General features: G+C 66.5%; 20 protein-coding genes. 15 read left to right on the forward strand and 5 right to left on the reverse strand.

What is annotated here, in order from left to right; all coding sequences use genetic code 11:
- Positions 1-5 precede the first annotated feature (5 nt).
- The 9 genes from AB1N67_RS09820 (at position 6) to AB1N67_RS09860 (ending at position 8589) form a co-directional block, all read left to right on the forward strand.
- On the forward strand, positions 6-1085 hold the full coding sequence (locus AB1N67_RS09820; protein ID WP_090345713.1) for an acyl-CoA dehydrogenase family protein: 1080 nt from the start codon (positions 6-8) through the stop codon (positions 1083-1085).
- Positions 1078-2226 carry an acetyl-CoA C-acetyltransferase gene (locus AB1N67_RS09825; protein WP_090345716.1) on the forward strand — a complete coding sequence of 383 codons (1149 nt, stop codon included), beginning with the start codon at positions 1078-1080 and terminating at the stop codon, positions 2224-2226. The genes AB1N67_RS09820 and AB1N67_RS09825 overlap by 8 nt, the downstream gene beginning before the upstream one ends.
- 15 nt (positions 2227-2241) lie before the next feature.
- The gene (locus tag AB1N67_RS09830; protein WP_367863757.1) at positions 2242-3117 is read left to right on the forward strand and encodes an SDR family oxidoreductase; all 876 of its coding nucleotides are present in this window, start codon (positions 2242-2244) and stop codon (positions 3115-3117) included.
- Positions 3118-3360: 243 nt separating this feature from the next.
- Entirely contained in the window at positions 3361-4533 is a 1173-nt protein-coding gene (locus AB1N67_RS09835) for an acyl-CoA dehydrogenase family protein (RefSeq protein WP_367863758.1), read from the forward strand.
- Complete coding sequence (locus tag AB1N67_RS09840) at positions 4530-5720, forward strand: acyl-CoA dehydrogenase family protein (RefSeq protein WP_090345724.1); 1191 nt, start codon at positions 4530-4532, stop codon at positions 5718-5720. The genes AB1N67_RS09835 and AB1N67_RS09840 overlap by 4 nt, the downstream gene beginning before the upstream one ends.
- 15 nt (positions 5721-5735) lie before the next feature.
- Positions 5736-6518: an SDR family oxidoreductase gene (locus tag AB1N67_RS09845; RefSeq protein ID WP_367863759.1), complete on the forward strand. Its 783-nt coding sequence runs from the start codon at positions 5736-5738 to the stop codon at positions 6516-6518.
- A 2-nt stretch (positions 6519-6520) separates the two neighbouring features.
- Entirely contained in the window at positions 6521-6979 is a 459-nt protein-coding gene (locus AB1N67_RS09850) for a MaoC family dehydratase (protein WP_043214675.1), read from the forward strand.
- Positions 6980-6998: 19 nt separating this feature from the next.
- Positions 6999-8201 (forward strand): acetyl-CoA C-acyltransferase, encoded by a 1203-nt coding sequence (locus AB1N67_RS09855; protein ID WP_043214677.1) that lies wholly within the window; start codon positions 6999-7001, stop codon positions 8199-8201.
- 7 nt (positions 8202-8208) lie between these two features.
- Entirely contained in the window at positions 8209-8589 is a 381-nt protein-coding gene (locus tag AB1N67_RS09860; RefSeq protein WP_182943327.1) for a steroid Delta-isomerase, read from the forward strand.
- Positions 8590-8794: 205 nt separating this feature from the next.
- On the opposite strand, the gene AB1N67_RS09865 is transcribed toward AB1N67_RS09860, so the two are convergent.
- The gene (locus AB1N67_RS09865) at positions 8795-9568 is read right to left on the reverse strand and encodes an SDR family oxidoreductase (RefSeq protein ID WP_367863760.1); all 774 of its coding nucleotides are present in this window, start codon (positions 9566-9568) and stop codon (positions 8795-8797) included.
- Positions 9569-9739: 171 nt separating this feature from the next.
- Between AB1N67_RS09865 and AB1N67_RS09870 the strand changes: the two genes are divergently transcribed.
- Genes AB1N67_RS09870 through dmpG form a run of 4 tightly spaced genes read left to right on the forward strand, consistent with a single transcriptional unit; the run spans position 9740 to position 13327 of the window.
- A complete protein-coding gene (locus tag AB1N67_RS09870) occupies positions 9740-10567 on the forward strand; it encodes an alpha/beta fold hydrolase (protein ID WP_367863761.1) in 828 nt (275 codons plus the stop codon).
- Complete coding sequence (locus AB1N67_RS09875; protein WP_043214685.1) at positions 10564-11355, forward strand: fumarylacetoacetate hydrolase family protein; 792 nt, start codon at positions 10564-10566, stop codon at positions 11353-11355. Before AB1N67_RS09870 ends, AB1N67_RS09875 begins: the two co-directional genes overlap by 4 nt.
- A gap of 16 nt (positions 11356-11371) precedes the next feature.
- Positions 11372-12280, forward strand: coding sequence for an acetaldehyde dehydrogenase (acetylating) (locus AB1N67_RS09880; protein ID WP_367863762.1), 909 nt, complete (start codon positions 11372-11374; stop codon positions 12278-12280).
- A gap of 12 nt (positions 12281-12292) precedes the next feature.
- Positions 12293-13327: a 4-hydroxy-2-oxovalerate aldolase gene (gene dmpG / locus AB1N67_RS09885; protein ID WP_043214688.1), complete on the forward strand. Its 1035-nt coding sequence runs from the start codon at positions 12293-12295 to the stop codon at positions 13325-13327.
- 526 nt (positions 13328-13853) lie between these two features.
- Here dmpG and nudE read toward each other — a convergent pair.
- From nudE to AB1N67_RS09900, 3 genes are all read right to left on the reverse strand, one after another.
- The gene (gene nudE / locus AB1N67_RS09890; protein WP_336202186.1) at positions 13854-14405 is read right to left on the reverse strand and encodes an ADP compounds hydrolase NudE; all 552 of its coding nucleotides are present in this window, start codon (positions 14403-14405) and stop codon (positions 13854-13856) included.
- 106 nt (positions 14406-14511) lie between these two features.
- The gene (locus AB1N67_RS09895) at positions 14512-15639 is read right to left on the reverse strand and encodes a helix-turn-helix transcriptional regulator (RefSeq protein ID WP_367863763.1); all 1128 of its coding nucleotides are present in this window, start codon (positions 15637-15639) and stop codon (positions 14512-14514) included.
- Between the two features lie 138 nt (positions 15640-15777).
- On the reverse strand, positions 15778-16821 hold the full coding sequence (locus AB1N67_RS09900) for a Rieske 2Fe-2S domain-containing protein (protein ID WP_043215875.1): 1044 nt from the start codon (positions 16819-16821) through the stop codon (positions 15778-15780).
- 203 nt (positions 16822-17024) lie between these two features.
- On the opposite strand from AB1N67_RS09900, the gene AB1N67_RS09905 reads away from it, so the two are divergent.
- Both AB1N67_RS09905 and AB1N67_RS09910 read left to right on the forward strand, forming a co-directional pair.
- Positions 17025-17951 carry an alpha/beta hydrolase gene (locus AB1N67_RS09905; RefSeq protein ID WP_197853678.1) on the forward strand — a complete coding sequence of 309 codons (927 nt, stop codon included), beginning with the start codon at positions 17025-17027 and terminating at the stop codon, positions 17949-17951.
- Between the two features lie 94 nt (positions 17952-18045).
- Positions 18046-18219 carry a hypothetical protein gene (locus tag AB1N67_RS09910; RefSeq protein WP_167358108.1) on the forward strand — a complete coding sequence of 58 codons (174 nt, stop codon included), beginning with the start codon at positions 18046-18048 and terminating at the stop codon, positions 18217-18219.
- Between the two features lie 5 nt (positions 18220-18224).
- On the opposite strand, the gene AB1N67_RS09915 is transcribed toward AB1N67_RS09910, so the two are convergent.
- Positions 18225-18815 carry a TetR/AcrR family transcriptional regulator gene (locus AB1N67_RS09915; RefSeq protein ID WP_052352527.1) on the reverse strand — a complete coding sequence of 197 codons (591 nt, stop codon included), beginning with the start codon at positions 18813-18815 and terminating at the stop codon, positions 18225-18227.
- Positions 18816-18932 lie beyond the last annotated feature (117 nt).

Consider the following 18932-nt stretch of genomic DNA (forward strand, 5'->3'; position numbering starts at 1 on the left):
AGACCATGGACTTTAGTTTCAACAGCGACCAGTTGCTCTTCCAGGACAACGTACGCAGTTTCTTTATCAACGAAGTGACGCCCGAGCGTATCCGCGAGCTGTGGCAGAGCGACAGCGGCCGTTGCGACCGGCTCTGGGGGCAACTGGTGGAGCTGGGCCTGACTGCCTTGACCGTGCCGGAGCAGTACGGCGGCATGGGCCTGGGCGCCTTGGACTTCGTCTTGCTGGCCCAGGAATGCGGCTATGCGGGCCTGCCGGAGCCGCTGGTGGAGACCATGCTGGTGGCGGTGCCGCTGCTGGCCGAACTGGGCGCGGCGCACGAGGGCCTGAAGGCGGACTGGCTGGGGCGCGTGGCCGAGGGCCAGGCGCGCCTGGCGGTGAGCGAGCCGGGCAATCCGCTGGTCAGCGACGCCCACGTGGCCGACCTGCTGCTGCTCAGCCACGCCGATGAGCTGCACGCCGTGCCGCGCGAAGATGTCGAGCTGGTGCGCAACCTGTCTGTGGACCCGAGCCGCCAGCTGTACCAGGTGCTGTGGACCCCCGGCGCGGCCACCTGCGTAGCCCGTGGCGAGGAGGCTGCGCGGTTGCTGGCGCGCGCCTTCGAGCGCGGCGCGCTGGGCTGCGCGGCGCAATTGCTGGGCCTGGCCAAGCGCATGGTGGACCTGGCCGTGGACTACAGCTTCGAGCGTAAGCAGTTCGGCAAGCCGATCGGCTCGTTCCAGGCGGTCAAGCACTTGATGGCCAATGTTGCGGTGCGCATCGAGTTCGCCAAAGGCCCGCTGTACCGCGCCGCCCACGCGGTGGCCCACGGTGAGGCCGGGCAGGCGCTGGCGGTGTCCCACGCGCGCCTGGCGGCCTCGGAGGCGGCGCTGTTGGCCGCCCGCAACGCCATCCAGACCCATGGCGCCATGGGGTACACCTGGGAGGTCGACCTGCAGCTGTTCATGAAGCGCGCCTGGGCTCTGGACAAGGCCTGGGGCGACCATGCCCTGCACAAGGCGCGGATCCGCCAGGCGCTGTTCGACTCACGCCGGGCCATAGGGGCCGGCACCACGTTCATGTCGGCAGAGGTAGAAGATGCCTGAAGCTTATATCGTCGATGCCCTGCGCACGCCCACCGGGCGACGCAAAGGTGGCTTGGCCCATATCCACGCGGCCGATCTGGGCGGCCACGTGCTGCGCGCCCTGGTCGAGCGCAATTCGATCCCCGATGAAGACTATGACGACGTGATCTTCGGCTGCGTCGACACCATCGGCCCGTTGGCCGGCGACATTGCCCGCACCGCGTGGCTGGCGGCCGGCCTCAGCGACGCGGTGCCCGGCACCACCGTCGACCGCCAGTGCGGCTCTTCGCAGCAGGCGCTGCACTTCGCCGCCCAGGCGGTGATGAGCGGCACCCAGGACGTGGTGGTCGCAGGCGGCGTGCAGACCATGACGCAGATCCCGATTTCCTCGGCCATGACCGCCGCCGAGCCGTTGGGCTTCACCAACCCGTTCACCGGTTCCGAAGGCTGGGTGCGCCGCTACGGCTCGACCCCGCCGACCCAGTTCCGCTCCGCGCAGATGATCGCCGAGCACTGGCAGCTCAGCCGCCAGGCGCTGGAGGCCTATTCGCTGGAGTCCCATCGCCGTGCGCTGCGGGCCATCGAGCAGGGCTATTTCACCCGTGAGATCGTGCCCCTGGCCGGGGTCGAGCATGACGAAACCCCACGTCACACCAGCCTGGACAAGATGGCCGAGCTCGACATCCTGTTTGGCTGCGACCGCGTCACCGCGGGCGTCTCCAGCCAGACCTGCGACGCGGCCAGCGCGCTGCTGGTGGTTTCGGAGGCGGCGCTCAAGCGCTACAACCTCACACCCCGGGCGCGCATCCATCACATGAGCGTGCGTGCCGCCGACCCGGTGTGGATGCTCACCGCGCCCATCCCGGCCACCGCCTATGCGCTCAAGCGCGCCGGCATGCGCCTGGAGCAGATCGACCGGGTGGAGATCAACGAAGCCTTCGCCGCGGTGGCCATGGCCTGGATCAACGAGACCGGCTACCCCCACGCCCAGACCAACGTCAACGGCGGCGCCATCGCGCTGGGCCATCCACTGGGCGCCACCGGCACCCGGATGATGTGCAGCCTGCTCCACGAGCTTGAGCGCAGCGGCGGGCGTTATGGCCTGCAGACCATGTGCGAAGGCGGCGGCCAGGCCAACGTCACCATCATCGAGCGCCTGTAAGCGCAGGAGAGTCCCATGAGCAGTTGCAACAACCGAGTCGTGGTCATCACTGGCGCAGGCGGCGGCCTGGGCCGCGCCTATGCCCTGGCCTTCGCGGCCGAAGGCGCCAAGGTGGTGGTCAACGACATCAACCGCTACGCAGCCGAAGCGGTGGTCGCGCAGATCCGCGAGCAGGATGGCCAGGCCATCGCCAACAGCAACGACATCACGCATTACGAAGACGCAGGACGCATCGTCGCCGCCGCGCTGGAGGCCTTCGGCGGCCTCGATGTGGTGGTGAACAACGCCGGCATCTGCCGCGACCGCATGTTCGCCAGCCTCACCGAGGCGGACTGGGACGCGGTGGTGGCGGTGCACCTGAAGGGGCACTTCTGCCTGTCCAGCCATGCCGTACGCCACTGGCGCGAGCAGGCCAAAAATGGCGTCAAGGTCGATGCGCGCATCATCAACACCAGCTCCGGCGCGGGCCTGCAGGGCTCGATCGGGCAGTCCAACTACGCCGCAGCCAAAGGCGGTATCGCGTCCTTGACGCTGGTTCAGGCGGCGGAGCTGGCGCGTTATGGCATCACCGTCAACGCCCTGGCCCCGGCGGCCCGTACCGGCATGACCGAAGGGGTGTTTGGCGAGGTGATGAAAAAGCCCGAAGCAGGCTTTGATTACTTCGCTCCGGAGAACGTCGCGCCAGTGGTGGTGTGGTTGGGCTCGCGCGAATCCGCTGGCGTCACCGGGCAGATGTTCGAGGTCGAAGGCGGCAAATTGTCCATCGCCGACGGCTGGCGGCGCGGCCCGCTGGTCGACAACCAAGGCCGTTGGGCCGTGGCCCAGGTGGGCGCGGCGGTCGGTGAGCTGCTGGAGCGTGCCGTGCCGGCACAGAAAGTCTACGGCAGCTGATTAGAGGTTTTTTCGCCATTAGGGCGGGGCCGCACCACATGCCAGGGTGGTGCGGTTTTTTTTTGCCTACACACAATCTATGCGTAGTCCTTTCGCTGGTGCGGGGTTGTCTTGTGATAACCGGCGGAGCCGATTTACCCGCGAAGCAGACACCACCGCGCCTAGTCCACTTGGCCGATTCGACCGCCAGCGCATCTGGCCACACTCGCAGGCACCTGGGCCAGACGAGTAGAAGACGCCGCGATGGACTTTGCATTGAGCGACGAACAGGAAATGATCCGCGCATCGGCCGAGGGCTTCCTTGCCGATGTGTCCGACTGTGCCGCCGTGCGCGCGGCCATGGTCAGCGAAACCGGTTATGACACCGACCTCTGGCAGCGCCTGTGCAACGAAATGTACTGGCCTGCGATTCACATTCCCGAAGCCTACGGCGGTTTGGGCCTGGGCTTCGTCGAACTGGCCATCCTCCTGGAACAGATGGGCCGGCGCCTGTTGTGCTCGCCGTTCTTCGCCACTACCTGCCTGGCCACGCCAGCGCTGCTGCTGGCCGGCACCGAGGCGCAAAAACAGCGCTGGCTGCCGGCCATCGCCGAAGGCCGTGTGCGCGGCACCGCAGCCTGGGGCGATGGGGGTGGTTGGTCCGCCGAAGGTATTGGCGTGACGGCAACGCCCGAAGGCGAAGGCTACGTGCTGGACGGCGAATACGCCCAGGTGATCGACGGCCACAGCGCCGACCTGCTGGTGGTCGCCGCGCGTCTGGCCGGCAGCACGGGCGAGGCGGGCGTGAGCCTGTTCCTGGTCGAGGCCGGGCAGACGGGTCTGGCGCGTCAGTGGCAGCCGACCATGGACCAGACCCGGCGTTTGGGCCGCGTGCGCCTCACGCGTCTGTACGTGGGCCCGGACGCGGTGCTCGGCGAGGCCGGTACGGCCTGGCCAAAACTGCAGGACATGCTGCGCCTGGCCTGCGTGGGCCTGGCCGCCGAACAGGTCGGCGGCGCCCAACAGGCGTTGGACCTGAGCGTGGCCTACCTGCAGGAGCGCCAGCAGTTCGGCCGCCCCTTGGCCAGCTTCCAAGCCCTCAAGCACCGCGCCGCCGACATGATGCTGCAAGTCGAATGCGCGCGCTCGGCGAGCTATTACGCCGCCTGCGTCGCCCAGGAGGCGCTGGACCCCGCCGGTGACGCCCAGGTGGCCGCAGAGTTGCCACTGGCCGCTTCCCTGGCCAAGTCCCAGTGCTCCCAGGCGTACTTCCACTGCGCTGCCGAGTCGATCCAGTTGCATGGCGGCGTGGGCTTTACCTGGGAATACGACCCGCATCTGTATTTCAAGCGTGCCCGGGCCAGCGAGAGCTACCTCGGCGCACCGGCCTGGCATCTGCAACAAATCGCCAGCGTGATTATCGGGGAGCAGCCATGAAGATCCGTTTCAGTGAGCAGGACGAGCGCTTTCGCCAGGAGGTCGCCCAATGGATGGCCGCCCACTTGCAGGGCGAGTTCGAAGCCCTGCGTTTTCGCGGCGGCCCGGGGGATGAGCACATGTTCCCCGAGGCGCGCAAAGCCTGGGAGCGCAAGCTCGCCGAGGGCGGCTGGACCTGCGTGGGCTGGGCGCCGGAGCATGGCGGGCGAGGGCTGTCGATCAGCCAGCAGGTGATCTTCCACGAAGAATACGCCCGCGCCGGAGGGCCCGGTCGTATGGGGCACATCGGCGAGGGCCTGGCCGGGCCGACCATCGCGGCGTTTGGCAGCGACGAACAGAAGCGGCGTTTCTTGCCGGGCATCGTCCAAGGCACCACGTTCTGGTGCCAGGGGTATTCGGAGCCGGGGGCAGGTTCGGACCTGGCGGCGGTGAAGACCCGCGCCGCACAGGATGCCAACGGCGACTGGCTGATCAACGGGCAGAAGGTCTGGACATCGCTGGCCCACGAATCGGACTGGTGTTTCGTGCTGGCCCGCACCGAGCCGGGCAGCGTCGGCCACCAGGGCTTGTCGTTCTTGCTGGTGCCGATGGACCAGCCGGGCATCAGCGTGCGGCCGATCGAGCAGATGACCGGCACCTCGGAGTTCAACGAGGTGTTCTTCGACGACGCCCGCACCGAGGCGTCGAACATCGTCGGCCAGCCGGGCGAGGGCTGGAAGATCGCCATGGCGTTGCTGGGCTTCGAGCGCGGCGTGTCCACCCTGGGCCAGCAGATGCAGTTCCAGAACGAGCTCGACGAGATCATCGCCATCGCCCGTACCAACGGCGCCGACCGTGACCCGCACCTGCGCCAGCGCCTGGCCGAGGCGTGGTGTGGCCTGCGCATCCTGCGCTACAACTCGCTGCGCATGCTCTCCGGGCCTCAGGACGGCACGCTGCGCCGCGAGGCGACCATCTACAAGCTGGGCTGGTCGAGCTGGCACGCCAGCCTCGGCAAGCTGGCCATGGACGTGCTCGGCCCCCAGGCCGAGTTGCTCGAGGCTGCGCCGTATCAGCTCAACCGCCTGCAATCGCTGTATCTGTTCAGCCGCGCCGACACCCTGTACGGCGGCAGCAACGAGATCCAGCGCAACATCATCGCCGAACGCGCCCTGGGCATGCCCCGGGAGCCGCGCCCGCGTCCCTGATCGAGGAGTCTTCGCATGTCCGTTCCACACTATGTTCCCGGCCATGGCCTGCTGCGCGGCAAGTCGGTGCTGATCACCGCTGCCGCCGGTTCCGGCATCGGTTTTTCTGCCGCCTTGCGTGCGGCCGAGGAGGGCTGCCGGGCCCTGATGATCAGTGACATCCACGAAGGCCGGCTCAATGAAGCGGTCACGCGCATCCGCGAGGCCACCGGCCTTGCCCAGGTGCATGGGCGCCTGTGCAATGTCACCGACGAAGATCAGGTGCGAGCCCTGGTCGAGGCCGCCGAGGGTACCTTGGGCGGCGTCGATGTGCTGATCAACAACGCCGGCCTGGGTGGGTCGCGGGCACTGGTGGAGATGCCCGACGAAGAATGGAACCGGGTGCTCGATGTGACCCTCACCGGCACCATGCGCATGACCCGCGCCATGCTGCCGTACATGATGGCGCGTCGCGCCGGCGTCATCGTCAACAACGCCTCGGTGCTCGGCTGGCGCGCGCAGAAGCAACAGGCTCACTACGCCGCGGCCAAGGCCGGGGTCATGGCCCTGACGCGCTGCGCGGCGGTGGAAGCTGCCGAGCATGGCATCCGCATCAACGCGGTGAGCCCGAGCATCGCCATGCACGATTTTCTCGCCCGCTCCGCGCCCCAGGCGGTGCTCGACCAGCTGGCGGCCAACGAGGCCTTTGGCCGCGCCGCCGAGGTGTGGGAAGTGGCCAACGTGATGATGTTCCTGGCCAGCGACTACAGCTCGTACATGACCGGCGAAGTGCTGTCGGTCTCCAGCCAGAGGGCCTGAACATGGCGCGTATCTTCCGCACACCCGAGGCGTTGCACGAAGCGGTGGGCCAGGAGCTTGGCAAAAGCGACTGGTTGCGCATCGATCAGGCGCGCATCGACCTGTTCGCCGAGGCCAGTGGCGACCACCAATGGATCCACGTCGATCCCGAGCGTGCGGCCCAGGGGCCGTTCGGCGCCTGCATCGCCCACGGCTACCTGAGCCTGTCGCTGGTCAACCTGTTCTTGCCGCAGATCATCGAGGTCCAGGGCATCGCCATGGGCGTCAACTATGGTTGTGAACGTGTGCGTTTTCCGTCGGTGGTGCGTGTGGGGTCGCGGGTGCGCGGCAGTGCCTTGCTGGTCTCGACCGAGGCGGTCGGCAGCGGGGTGCAGGCGGTGATCCGCGTCAGCGTCGAGATCGAAGGCCAGGAGCGTCCTGGCTGCGTGGTCGACACCATCAGCCGGTACTACCCGGCATGAGTCATCCAAGGAGTCCAGCATGAACGAAGCAGTGATCGTTTCCACGGCGCGTACGCCCATCGGCAAGGCCTTTCGCGGCGCCTTCAACGACACCGAGGCCCCGACCCTGGGTGGCCACGTGGTAGCCGAAGCGGTACGCCGCGCAGGCATCGCGCCGGACGAAGTGGACGATGTGATCATCGGCGCCGCCGCCCAGCAGGGCACCCAGGCCTACAACCTTGGGCGCCTGTGCGCCACGGCCGCCGGGCTGCCGGTGCAGGTGTCCGGCATGGCGGTGGAGCGCCAGTGCGCCTCGGGCCTGATGAGCATCGCCATCGCTGCCAAGGGCATCCTCTGCAACGAGCTCGACATTGCCGTGGCCGGTGGCCTGGAGTCGATCTCCCTGGTGCAGAACAAGCACAAGAACCTCTACCGCTGGCAGTCCACCCTGGTGCGTGAACGCGACCCGCGGGCCTACATCCCGATGCTCGAGACCGGCGAAATCGTCGCCCAGCGCTACGGCATCACCCGTGAAGAACAAGATGCCTACAGCCTACAGAGCCAACTGCGCACCGCCAGCGCGCAACAGGGCGGGCGCTTCGACCTTGAACTGGCGCCGTTGACCACCCAGAAGCTGATCGTCGACAAGGCCAGCGGCGAGAGCCGTCATGAAGCGGTGACCCTGTTGCAGGACGAGTGCAACCGCCCCGACACCACCGCCGCCAGCCTGGCGGCCCTGGAGCCGGTGTGGGGGGGCGGGCAGTGGACCGAAGCCGGGCGTTTCATCACCGCTGGCAACGCCTCCCAGCTCTCGGACGGCGCCTCGGCCTCGGTGCTGATGAGCGCGCGCTTGGCCGAGCAGCGCGGGTTGCAACCGCTGGGTATCTATCGCGGGCTGGCGGTGGCCGGTTGCGAGGCCGACGAGATGGGCATCGGGCCGGTGTACGCGATCCCCAAGCTGCTCAAGCGCCATGGCCTGAAGGTCGATGACATCGGCCTGTGGGAGCTCAACGAAGCGTTCGCCTGCCAGGTGCTGTACTGCCGCGACACACTGGGCATCGACAACGACCGCCTCAATGTCAACGGCGGCGCAATTGCCATTGGCCACCCGTTTGGCATGTCGGGGGCGCGGATGGTCGGGCATGGGTTGATCGAGGGTAAACGCCGGGGTGTGCGCTATGTGGTGGTGAGTATGTGCATCGGCGGTGGCATGGGCGCTGCTGCGCTGTTCGAGGTGGCTTGAGATGGGCCTGCCGACGCCAGAGCAGGTGCAGGCGAGCATGCAGCGTTACGTCGAGCTGGTGGACGCCGGGGACATCGACGGCATCCTGGCGTTGTACGCCGAGGATGCCACCGTCGAAGACCCGGTGGGCCAGCCGCCGTTGCGTGGGATGGACGCGATCAGTGCGTTCTATCGGCAAGGGTTGGGGCAGATGAATGTGTCCGCAGCCCTCACCGGACCTGTGCGCGCTACCCACAACGGCTGCGGCGCCGTGCCGTTTCGGGTGGACCTCACCTGGGACGGGCGCGAATGCTCGCTGCAGGTGATCGATGTGATGGAGTTCGATGAGCACGGCCTGATCCGCAGCATGAAGGCCTTCTGGAGCGAAGTGAACCTGCAGCCGCGTTGAGAGCGATGGCACCGGCTACGCCGGTGTTCGCGGGTGAATCGGAGCGCCGAACCGCCGCTCCCACAGGTGCTACGCTGCGTTCTGGTCTGTGGAGTCGGTGCAAATGGGGCTGCTTTGCAGCCCATCGCAGGCTTTGCCTGCGTCTACGAGAGCGGATTTACCCGCGAACACCGGGAAGTCCTCGGCGCCATTGGCTGTGCCCAGGTCACTGGCTTTTCGCCGCATCGAGGAAAGCCGGGCGTTCGCCGCCGCCGTGCACCATCAGGTCGGCGCCGCTGACATAGCGGGCGAGCGGCGAGGCCAGGTACAGGCAGGTGTCGCCGATGTCGTCCGGCTCGGCCAAGCGGCCCAAGGGCACGGTCGCGGCCACCTGGGCCTGTTGCTGGGCGTCACCATAATGCAGTTCGGCCTGTTCGGTCAGGATCAACCCGGCAGTGACCGCATTGACCCGCACCTTGGGCGCCCACTCCACCGCCAGCGAGCGGGTCAGGTTGAGCAAGCCGGCCTTGGCGGCGCCGTAGGCGGCGGTGCCGGGCGAGGGGCGGGTGGCGCTGACGCTGCAGATGTTGACGATGGCGCCGCCCTCGGCCTGCTCCTGCATCACCCGGTTGGCCAACTGGCACAGGTTCAGCGGGGCCAGCAGGTTGAGCCGCACGATGGACTCGGAAAACCGTGGCGAGGCCGTGGCCGCTTCGGCGAACGGCGCGCCGCCGGCGTTGTTGACCAGCACATCGAGGCGGCCGAAGAACTTGAGCACGTTGCCGATCAATTGCTCAAGCTGCTCCAGGTCACGCACGTCGCACTGCATGAACACCGCCTGCTTGCCGCTGCCGCTGGGCAGCCGCTCCGGTGCCTGGCGGCCGCAGATCACCACGTTCGCACCGCACTCCAGGAAGCGGCGGGTGATACCGCGGCCCACGCCCTTGGCACCACCTGTGACCAGAACCACTTTGCCGCGAAAATCCAATGGGTCATGCATGGAAATGCCTTGTCTTGTCTGTCGGAAGGTTGCCTCGATGCTAGGCAGCCATTGCCGTGCGGCCAACGTCCAAAGGGACTAGGGGCGCCGCTTGTAGTCTTGTTGGACGATGCCGTATGCCCTGGCCGCTCTGAATAATCCCGGTACAACAACAAGCCGGGAGGTTTCCCCATGGGCGCAGCAGCGCAAGGGCACAAGGTCAGGTTGGCGGATGGCCTGCAACTGCACTATCAGGACGTCGGCACGGGCGAGGCGGTGGTGTTCATCCATGGCAGCGGTCCGGGCGCCAGCGGCCACAGCAACTTCAAGCGCAACTACCCGCAATTCGCCGCCGCCGGCTACCGCGCCATCGTGCCGGACCTGCCGGGCTACGGCGCCTCGGACAAACCGCAGACCGCCTACACCCTGGACTTCTTCGTCGAGGCGTTGCTGGGGCTGCTCGACGCGCTGGACATCCAGCGCTGCACCCTGGTCGGCAACTCCCTGGGCGGCGCCATCGCCATTGCCATCGCCCTGCGCCAGCCGCAGCGGGTGGCGCGCCTGGTGCTGATGGCCCCCGGCGGGTTGATGGACAAGGCCCAGTACTACCTACAGATGGAAGGCATCCAGCGCATGGCCGCGGCCTTTGCCAGTGGCGAGCTGCGCGACGCTGCCGGCATGAGGCGCCTGCTGGGCCTGCAACTGTTCGACCCCTCGCTGATCGACGATGACACCGTCGCCGAGCGCGTCGCGGTGGTCGCTGAGCAGCCCCCGTGCGTGCTCTCGACCATGGAGGTGCCGAACATGGCCGAACAGCTGTCGCAGCTAGCTTGCCCAATCCTCGGCTTCTGGGGCATGAACGACAAGTTCTGTCCGGTGTCCGGGGCCAACACCCTGATGCTGGCCTGCCAGCGCATCCGCTTCGTGCTGCTGAGCGAGTGTGGCCATTGGGTGATGGTCGAGCACCGTGAGCTGTTCAACCGCGAATGCCTGGCGTTCCTCGCGGAGGGCCGAGCATGAGCCTCGAACTGCGCCGCCAGCACGGCGACGAACTCTACCAGGCCCTGTGCGACGGCCAGACCCTGGCCCCGCTGACCGAGCGCTGGCCCCAGATCAGCATCGAAGACGCCTACCACATTTCCCTGCACTGCATCGAACGCCGGGTGGCGGCGGGCGATCGCATCGTCGGCAAGAAGATCGGCGTCACCTCGGCTGCCGTGCAGCGCATGCTCGATGTGCACCAGCCGGACTTCGGCTTCATCACCCGGGGTATGGCCTTCGACAATGGCGCCGACATCTCGCTCGCCGGGAACCGCCTGATCCAGCCGCGCGCCGAGGGCGAGATCGCCTTCGTGCTCAAGCACGACCTGATCGGCCCGGGAGTGACCGAGGCCGATGTGCTGGCGGCCACCGATTACGTTACGCCGTGCTTCGAGATCGTCGACTCACGCATCCATGACTGGCGCATCCGCATTCAGGACACCGTGGCCGACAACGCCTCGTGCGGCGTGTTCGTGCTCGGCCAGGAACGCGTCGACCCGCGCGAACTCGACCTGCCGGCGCTGCACATGCGCGTGTTCAAGAACGGCGAGCTGCTGAGCGAGGGCCTGGGCTCGGCGGTGCAGGGCAACCCGTTGACCGCGGTCGCCTGGCTGGCCAACACCCTCGGCGCCTTCGGCATCCCCTTCAAGGCGGGCGAAGTGATCCTCTCCGGCTCGCTGGTGCCGCTGGAGCCGGTGCGGGCAGGCGACCGCTTTTCCCTGACCATCGACGGCCTGGGCAGTGCCCAGGTGTCCTTCCGAGCCTGATCGAGGAGCAAGGCCCATGAGCCAGAAACTAAAAGCGGCCATTATCGGCCCGGGAAACATCGGCACCGACCTGCTGATGAAAATGTGCCGCTCGCAGTGGATCGAGCCGGTGTGGATGGTGGGCGTGGACCCGGAGTCCGAAGGCCTCAAGCGTGCCCGGGCGATGGGGGTGAAGACCACCGCCGACGGCCTCGACGGCCTGCTGCCCCATGTGCTGGACGATGACATCCGCATCGCCTTCGACGCCACCTCGGCCTACGTGCATGCGCACAACAGCAGCAAGCTCAACGAGCTGGGTGTGATCATGGTCGACCTGACCCCGGCGGCCATCGGCCCGTTCTGCGTACCGCCGGTCAACCTCAAGGAGCACGCGGCCAAGCTCGCGATGAACGTCAACATGGTCACCTGCGGCGGCCAGGCGACCATCCCGATGGTGGCGGCAGTGTCGCGGGTGCAGCCAGTGGCCTATGGCGAGATCGTCGCCACCGTGTCGTCCAGCTCCGTGGGCCCCGGTACCCGCCAGAACATCGACGAGTTCACCCGCACCACCGCAGGCGCGGTGGAAAGTATCGGTGGCGCCCGTCGCGGCAAGGCGATCATCGTCATCAACCCGGCCGAGCCGCCGCTGATGATGCGCGACACCATCCATTGCCTGACCGACGACACCCCCGACCAGGACGCCATCCGCGCGTCGGTGCTGAGCATGGTCGAAGAGGTCCAGCGTTACGTGCCCGGCTACAAGCTAGTCAACGGCCCGGTGTTCGACGGCAACAAGGTATCGATCTTCATCGAGGTGCAAGGCTTGGGGGACTTTCTGCCCAAGTCGGCCGGCAACCTGGACATCATGACCGCCGCCGGCCTGCGCACCGCCGAGATGTTCGCCGAAGAAGCCCACAAGGGCACCCTGCAATTGCCAGCCCGCTGAGGAGAGGTGGTGATGAACCTTCAAGGTAAGAACGTGCTGTTGCACGACATGAGCCTGCGTGACGGCATGCATGCCAAGCGCCACCAGATCAGCCTCAAGCAGATGGTCGATGTGGCCACCGGCCTGGACGCCGCCGGCGTGCCGCTGATCGAAATCACCCACGGCGATGGCCTGGGTGGGGCCTCGTTGAACTATGGCTTCCCGGCGCACAGCGATGAGGAGTACTTCAGCGCGGTGATCCCCAAGCTCAAGCAGGCCAAGGTCTCGGCCTTGCTGCTGCCAGGCATCGGCACTCTGGATCATCTGAAGATGGCCCACGAGCACGGCGTCTCGACCATCCGCGTGGCCACCCACTGCACCGAGGCGGACGTCTCCGGGCAGCACATCGGCATGGCGGCGAAGATGGGCCTGGACACCGTGGGCTTCTTGATGATGGCGCACATGGTCAGCGCCGAGAAGCTGCTGGAGCAAGCGCGCCTGATGCAAAGCTACGGCGCCAACTGCATCTACTGCACCGACTCGGCCGGCTACATGCTGCCCGATGAAGTCAGCGAGAAGATCGGCGTATTGCGCCAAGGGCTGGAGGCGAAAACCGAGGTGGGCTTCCACGGCCACCACAACCTGGGCATGGCGATTGCCAACTCCCTGGCCGCGATCGAAGCCGGCGCGGTGCGTATCGACGGCTCCGTGGCCGGCCTGGGTGCCGGTGCCGGCAACACCCCGCTGGAAGTGTTCGTCGCCGTACTCGAGCGTATGGGCGTGAACAGCGGCGTGGACCTGTACCGCATCATGGACGTGGCCGAAGACCTCGTGGTGCCGATGATGGACCAGCCCATCCGCCTGGACCGCGACGCCCTGACACTCGGTTACGCCGGTGTGTACAGCTCCTTCCTACTGTTTGCCAAGCGCGCCGAGCTCAAGTACGGCATCCCCGCCCGCGACCTGCTGGTAGAGCTAGGCCGCCGCGGCACCGTGGGAGGACAAGAAGACATGATCGAAGACCTCGCCCTGACCCTCTCCCGCGCCCGCAACCTCCTGCCAACCTGAAACCCCAAAGGGCTGCTTTGCAGCCCAGCGCAACTGCGCCAGCACCCCCAAGCATTTGCGCCGACCGTCAGGTCGGCGCCTGAGCGCCGAACCACCGCTCCCACAGTCTCCAGCGCAGACCAGAACAAATAATCAGCTTGTTTGCCGTTGCCGTTGCCGTTGCCGTTGCCGTTGCCGTTGCCGTTGCCCTTGCTCTTGCCCTTGCCGTTGCTTTTGATGCGCGACGGTTCAGCCACCACCGATCGCGACCTCAGAAGGCCGAGAGGAGGTGTCTGGAGGGGCAGGCGCGCAGCGCCCTTCGGCGTAGCCGAAGTCGCGAGATGGAGGCTGGCGTAGCCAGCCGGAGGCCGCGAAGCCCCGTAAGACACCGCAGCGAGGGGACCCGGTGCGAAGCGCCGGGCCGGATGTGTGAGCCAGCGGTTTTTGCCTACTTTTGCCCAAGAGCAAAAGTAGGTCGCCGTAAAGGCGAAAAGCGCCGGTGGCGCCACCGCTAAAACCGGATATCCACACAACCTGAAAGCCCAACTCACCCCCGCTGCGCAATCACCCCCATCGCCATGAACAACGCTGCAATAGCCCGAGCCTCATGCAGCTCACCCGTGGCCACCAGCTTAGGAACGTCCGCCAAAGCCACCGCCAAACACTCCAAAGGCTCCGGCTCATCCCCACCGTCATTGCTGCAAGGACTCAGCTGCTCAGCCAGCACCACCCGACAACGGTGACACAGATGCCCCGGCGCCAAGGTCAGCTCACCCAGCTCGGTCAGCCGACCGGCCCGCAGGCCGACTTCCTCACCCAACTCACGCTGCGCCGCCTCCAAATAGCCCTCACCGGTATCGGCACCGCCCTTGGGCAAGCCGAGGATGGTGCCTTCGACCCCCACCGCATACTCGCGCACCATCAGCACATGCTGCGGATCCGGCATGGCCACCAGCAGCACCGAGCGGTAGCCGGTACCACGCAGGCGCTCGTAGACGCGATGCTGGCCATTGCTAAAGCGCAGGTGCAGGGCTTCGATCTGGAAGTGGCTGCTCTGGGCCAGCAGCTCGGTCTTGAGGATGGTTGGGCTCTGGCGCATGGCGGGGCCTCTGGCGACGGAAAGCGACAGGGCTACTGTGCGCTGCCAGCCGGCACCTGCCATCGTCCGAGCGGACGATGGCCAGGCAGGGGGGTAGGGCGGGGCTTCAGCCCAAGGTGGCGACGCTGCGCAGGATCAACCGCACGAGCATGGTCTGGCGTGTGACGCCGGTCTTGGAGAAGGTCGAGCGCAGGTGCGCACGCGAGGTATTGCGGCTGATGCCCAGTTCCTCGGAGGCTTCGTCGAGGGTCAGGCCGTTGGCCAGCAGCATCGCCAACTGGGTTTCGGCCGGGGTGAAGTCGAACAGGGCGCGGACGATCTCCTGGGGCGCCGAGGATTGCTGCTCCGGGTCGCTGATGAAAATGACCACGGTCGGGCATTGTTTGCCCTCGCTCCAGGCCGACAGCGGTACTGAACGCACGATGATGCCCAGGTCGGCACGCCCGGAGGGGCGCTTGACGCGCATGGCCTCGACCACCGACGCCAGGTTGCCCTTCTGCGAGAGCATGGCCTGGCGCACCAGGCGACGAAACTCCTGGGTATCCCGGGCGCTGCCGACCTGCAACCCATCATTGACCTGCTTGATGCCGTCCTTTTCCTGCAGCAGGCGCTCGGCCACCTGGTTGGTCTGCAGCACCTTGCCGGTGTCGTCGAGGATGATCGTGCCCACGGCCATCTGGTCCACGGCGCCGGCATACAGGTTGCGTTCAGTCTCGATGCGGTTGAGCTGCATGTGCAGCTTGATCGAACGTTCCAGGTGCGGGATGAACCGCGCCAGCAGGTGTTTTTCCGATTCGACGAAGGGCGCATCGTCACGCCCGCGGCTGATACGCAGGCGGCACTGGGCGCCGTCGTTGGTGTTGATGTCCACCCCCAGGATGTGAAACACATCCACCGGCTCCAGGAAATTGAGGAAGAACTCCGACTGCTTGAGCTCGGCCTCGGGCATGAAGTCGGCCAGGGCCACCACTTCCCGGTTGGGCAGCCCGACGAACGGGTCCAAGGCGAAGAAGTGTTTGTTGTAGGACGCGGTGGCGTCGCTGGAGGTGCCGGTGGTGCTGACCATCAAGCCGTCGACCTGGGTGCTGGGCGGGCGCAGGATGAAAGTGACGTACTTGCTGTGCAGCAGGCTGTTGAGCTGATTGAGAAAGGTGACCCAGGGGATGGATTCCAGCGGGCCCTCGTAGAGCTGGCCGACCAGCTCGCTGAAGTCTTCGAAACTGAGAGTCTGCATCGGTGGTTACCGCTTCTTATTATTAGCATTGGCGCCGCGAGCATATAGGCAGCCCTTGTCCGCGCGCAATGTCCTGTTGCGGGGGCCCGACAGCCGCCCGTTCGGGCGGTTGCCAGGTTGTGCCAGGCGGTGTAACGGTCAAGCGCGCTCGCGGCTGCGCACGACGAATTGCTTGCAGTCGCGGGTCTCATCGGCCAGCAAGGCGACGTCGGTGTAAAACTGCTCGTACCAGCGACGCAACTGATACACCGGGCCGTCGCCGTCGCACAGCAGCGGGTTGTCGACGCGGGTCTTGGTGTGCCAGATGGCCACATCCTCGTAGAAGGCTTCCTGGGCCTGCTTGACGTAGGCCTTGGCGATGGCCTGGTTTTCCTCCTCGGACAGTCCTGGGATTTTCTTGACCAGCACGCCATAGCGCAGGGTGAAACTGTTCAGGTCGATCGGTACGTGGCAATTGAGCAGGATCGAGTGGATCGGCTGCCCGCCCATGGCACCGGTCATTTCCGTGATCTGGTAGGCCGGGCCATAGTAGGTGGCCACGGTGGTCAGCTCGCTGTCACCGGACAACCGCTCGCTGCGCGCCCGCATGATCTGGGCGGCGGTGTGGCCCTCGAAAACGTTGCTGAATTCATCGACCGGTGCGCCATGCACGCTGCCGAAGTGCGCCATGTCGGCGACGTTGTCGATCAGTTCGCGGCAGTTGGTGTCGATCTTCAAGTCGGCGATTTCCCAGTGGGCCCAGGCGTCGTCGAAACAGGCGTCGATGCGTGGGATAGCCTGCTCGGCGATCGGCGGGTTGCCTTCGGGATCGTTCCACACGAACAGCAGATGGTTCTGCTCCATGATCGGCCAGCGCTTGATCTTCGCCCGTGGAGGAATGCGCTTGGCGTAGGGGATGTCGTCGCACACGCCGTCGGCGTTCCAGCGCCAGCTGTGGAAGGGGCAGCGGATGGCGTTGCCTTCGATGCAGCCGGTGCTCAGGTCAGCGCCCATGTGTGGGCAATAGCCGTCGAGGATGTTGAGCTGGCCGTCCTCGCCCTGGAAGGCCACCAGGCGGGTGCCGAAGACATCCAGGCGGTGCGCCTTGCCATCACGGTATTGCGCCGCCAGGCCCAGGCAATGCCAGCCGCGCGCGTAGCGGTCCTCCAGCAGTTTGGCTTCGATACGGTGCAGCGTGCTCATGTTGTTGTTCTCCGGTCTTTGTTGGGGCCGCCGGCCGTACCACGCCACCTTGGTCACTGGCAGCTCGGTTGGCGGTACTGATGCACCCGAGTGATTCTGCCGCGCGTGACGCATCGGTCATCGTCTGAACGGACGATGGCCGCTATCGACGGTGCCGATCTACTGGCGTGCATGCCTACCTCGCAACGTTCAAGGAGAGCGCCATGCCCCTCGATAACCAGCTGGCCGCCGTGCTCCAGGGTTTCACCGCCCAGGGCGAACCGGACTACGCCACCCTCGATGCCGTGCAATACCGCCTGCACGCCGACAACCTGATGCCGCCGCTGCCGGGGGCGGACATGGCCGAAGTGCGCGACCTCCAAGTGGCCGGGGCGGCGGGCCTGCTGCCGGCGCGCCTGTACCGCCCGGTGGCCCGGGAGGACTTGCCGCTGCTGGTGTTCTTCCATGGCGGCGGCTTTGTCATCGGCACCCTCGACACTCACGACAACCTGTGCCGCGCCCTGGCCCTTGAGACCCGCGCGGTGGTGGTGTCGGTGGGCTATCGCCTGGCGCCGGAGGCGCGCTTCCCGGCGGCGCCCGAGGACTGCTACGCCGCCACGTGCTGGTTGGTCGAGCAGGCCGATGCGCTGGGGGTGGACGCCCGCCGCCTGGCGGTGGCCGGGGACAGCGCCGGCGGCAACCTGGCCATTGCCGTGAGCCGGCTGGCCCGGGAGCGCCAGGGCCCGGCGATCCGTCACCAATGCCTGTTCTACCCGGTGACGGACGCGGCGTGCGACAGCGCGTCCTATCGCGACTTCGCCGAGGGCTACCTGTTGTCGCGGGCAATGATGGGATGGTTCTGGGCGCAGTACCTGGAGCGCCCGGAGCAGGGCGCCGACCCCTTGGCCTCGCCGCTGCGCGATGACGATTTGCAGGGCCTGCCGGCCACCACGCTGCTGACCGCCGAGTACGACCCGCTGCGCGATGAGGGCGAGGCCTTCGCCGAGCGCCTGCAGGCGGCCGGGGTGGCGGTGCGTTTGCAGCGCTGCGACGGCATGGTGCATGGCTTCGTCAGCCTGGCGCCGTTCGTCGAGGCGGCCGCCCGAGCGTTGCAGGGGGCTGCGGCGGACATCCGTCGGGCGCTGTCGTGAAATTGATCCGCCTCGTCCGTTTGGACGAGGCGGGCCGAGAACGTCGCTTCTAGTCTGGCTTCACAACGTCTCCCTCGCGCATAGAGGCATGGCCATGAAAACAACAACAAGATTTTGCCTGACCCTGATCGTGTGTGCCTTCGCCGCCGCCTATGTGGCCGCGGTCACACGCCCCTTGCCCATGCCGCTGAGCATGGCCTACTACTGCCAGCCCAATTACCAGCCGTGCTACATGCCGGTGCCCAGTTCCATGCGCCTGTTGCCCTGACGGGCTCAGGTACCGATGTGGTGCAGCAGGCGCAATTGCTTGCGGATCTGCTCGGGCGCCTCGGGCACCAGGCAGTAGGCCAGGCATAGCCGGCTGATCAGGGCGATGCTGTCGTCCAGGCTGACGCTGGCGCCGTGGCGCTGCACGTGCCGCTCGAAGGGGCCTGCCAGCACTTGCTGCCACAACGGCGCGATGTCCTCAAGGATGTAGGCGAACACCTCGGGGCTGGCCGCCTTGGCCAGGTAGCCCTGGTGAAACCCACCCCGGTGCTGGTCGCGGTAGCGCACGGCAAAGCACAGGCATTCCTCCAGGTAGCGCTCGAAGTCGTCCTCGAAGCTGACCAACTGCTCCTGCATGGCACTGAAGAATCCGGCGTTCTCGCTGCTGATCACCGCCTGTACCAGTGCCTGCTTGGTGGCGAAGTAGCGGTAGAGCGTGCGTCGGGAAATATTCGCCCGGCGCGCCACGTCGTCGATGGCAAACCCCTCCGGGCCCATCTCGCTCATCGCCGCCAGGGCGCATTCGAGGATCTGCTGGCGCCCTTGCTCGGCACTGTCCATACGGCTGGCATCGCCCCAGCGCAGTTGTCGGGTCATGGCGGAACCTTCTGTGATTATTGGAAGTGGCGGCGATTGTCGCACTTAATGGCACGGCTGCAAGTTTTTGTGTCATCGCAATGGCTCACAAATAAAAATATGTGACATAGTGCGATC

The sequence above is a fragment of the Pseudomonas guariconensis genome, assembly GCF_040822035.1.
Lineage (GTDB): Bacteria > Pseudomonadota > Gammaproteobacteria > Pseudomonadales > Pseudomonadaceae > Aquipseudomonas > Aquipseudomonas guariconensis.

Bases quoted from the DNA above. Each gene is read 5' to 3' on its own strand.
- AB1N67_RS09875 (WP_043214685.1), top strand. From the start codon at position 10,564: ATGAGCCTCGAACTGCGCCGCCAGCACGGCGACGAACTCTACCAGGCC.
- AB1N67_RS09880 (WP_367863762.1), top strand. From the start codon at position 11,372: ATGAGCCAGAAACTAAAAGCGGCCATTATCGGCCCGGGAAACATCGGC.
- AB1N67_RS09870 (WP_367863761.1), top strand. From the start codon at position 9,740: ATGGGCGCAGCAGCGCAAGGGCACAAGGTCAGGTTGGCGGATGGCCTG.
- AB1N67_RS09900 (WP_043215875.1), bottom strand. From the start codon at position 16,821: ATGAGCACGCTGCACCGTATCGAAGCCAAACTGCTGGAGGACCGCTAC.
- nudE (WP_336202186.1), bottom strand. From the start codon at position 14,405: ATGCGCCAGAGCCCAACCATCCTCAAGACCGAGCTGCTGGCCCAGAGC.
- AB1N67_RS09910 (WP_167358108.1), top strand. From the start codon at position 18,046: ATGAAAACAACAACAAGATTTTGCCTGACCCTGATCGTGTGTGCCTTC.
- dmpG (WP_043214688.1), top strand. From the start codon at position 12,293: ATGAACCTTCAAGGTAAGAACGTGCTGTTGCACGACATGAGCCTGCGT.
- AB1N67_RS09905 (WP_197853678.1), top strand. From the start codon at position 17,025: ATGCCCCTCGATAACCAGCTGGCCGCCGTGCTCCAGGGTTTCACCGCC.
- AB1N67_RS09840 (WP_090345724.1), top strand. From the start codon at position 4,530: ATGAAGATCCGTTTCAGTGAGCAGGACGAGCGCTTTCGCCAGGAGGTC.
- AB1N67_RS09830 (WP_367863757.1), top strand. From the start codon at position 2,242: ATGAGCAGTTGCAACAACCGAGTCGTGGTCATCACTGGCGCAGGCGGC.
- AB1N67_RS09855 (WP_043214677.1), top strand. From the start codon at position 6,999: ATGAACGAAGCAGTGATCGTTTCCACGGCGCGTACGCCCATCGGCAAG.
- AB1N67_RS09845 (WP_367863759.1), top strand. From the start codon at position 5,736: ATGTCCGTTCCACACTATGTTCCCGGCCATGGCCTGCTGCGCGGCAAG.
- AB1N67_RS09915 (WP_052352527.1), bottom strand. From the start codon at position 18,815: ATGACCCGACAACTGCGCTGGGGCGATGCCAGCCGTATGGACAGTGCC.
- AB1N67_RS09865 (WP_367863760.1), bottom strand. From the start codon at position 9,568: ATGCATGACCCATTGGATTTTCGCGGCAAAGTGGTTCTGGTCACAGGT.
- AB1N67_RS09820 (WP_090345713.1), top strand. From the start codon at position 6: ATGGACTTTAGTTTCAACAGCGACCAGTTGCTCTTCCAGGACAACGTA.
- AB1N67_RS09895 (WP_367863763.1), bottom strand. From the start codon at position 15,639: ATGCAGACTCTCAGTTTCGAAGACTTCAGCGAGCTGGTCGGCCAGCTC.
- AB1N67_RS09825 (WP_090345716.1), top strand. From the start codon at position 1,078: ATGCCTGAAGCTTATATCGTCGATGCCCTGCGCACGCCCACCGGGCGA.
- AB1N67_RS09835 (WP_367863758.1), top strand. From the start codon at position 3,361: ATGGACTTTGCATTGAGCGACGAACAGGAAATGATCCGCGCATCGGCC.
- AB1N67_RS09850 (WP_043214675.1), top strand. From the start codon at position 6,521: ATGGCGCGTATCTTCCGCACACCCGAGGCGTTGCACGAAGCGGTGGGC.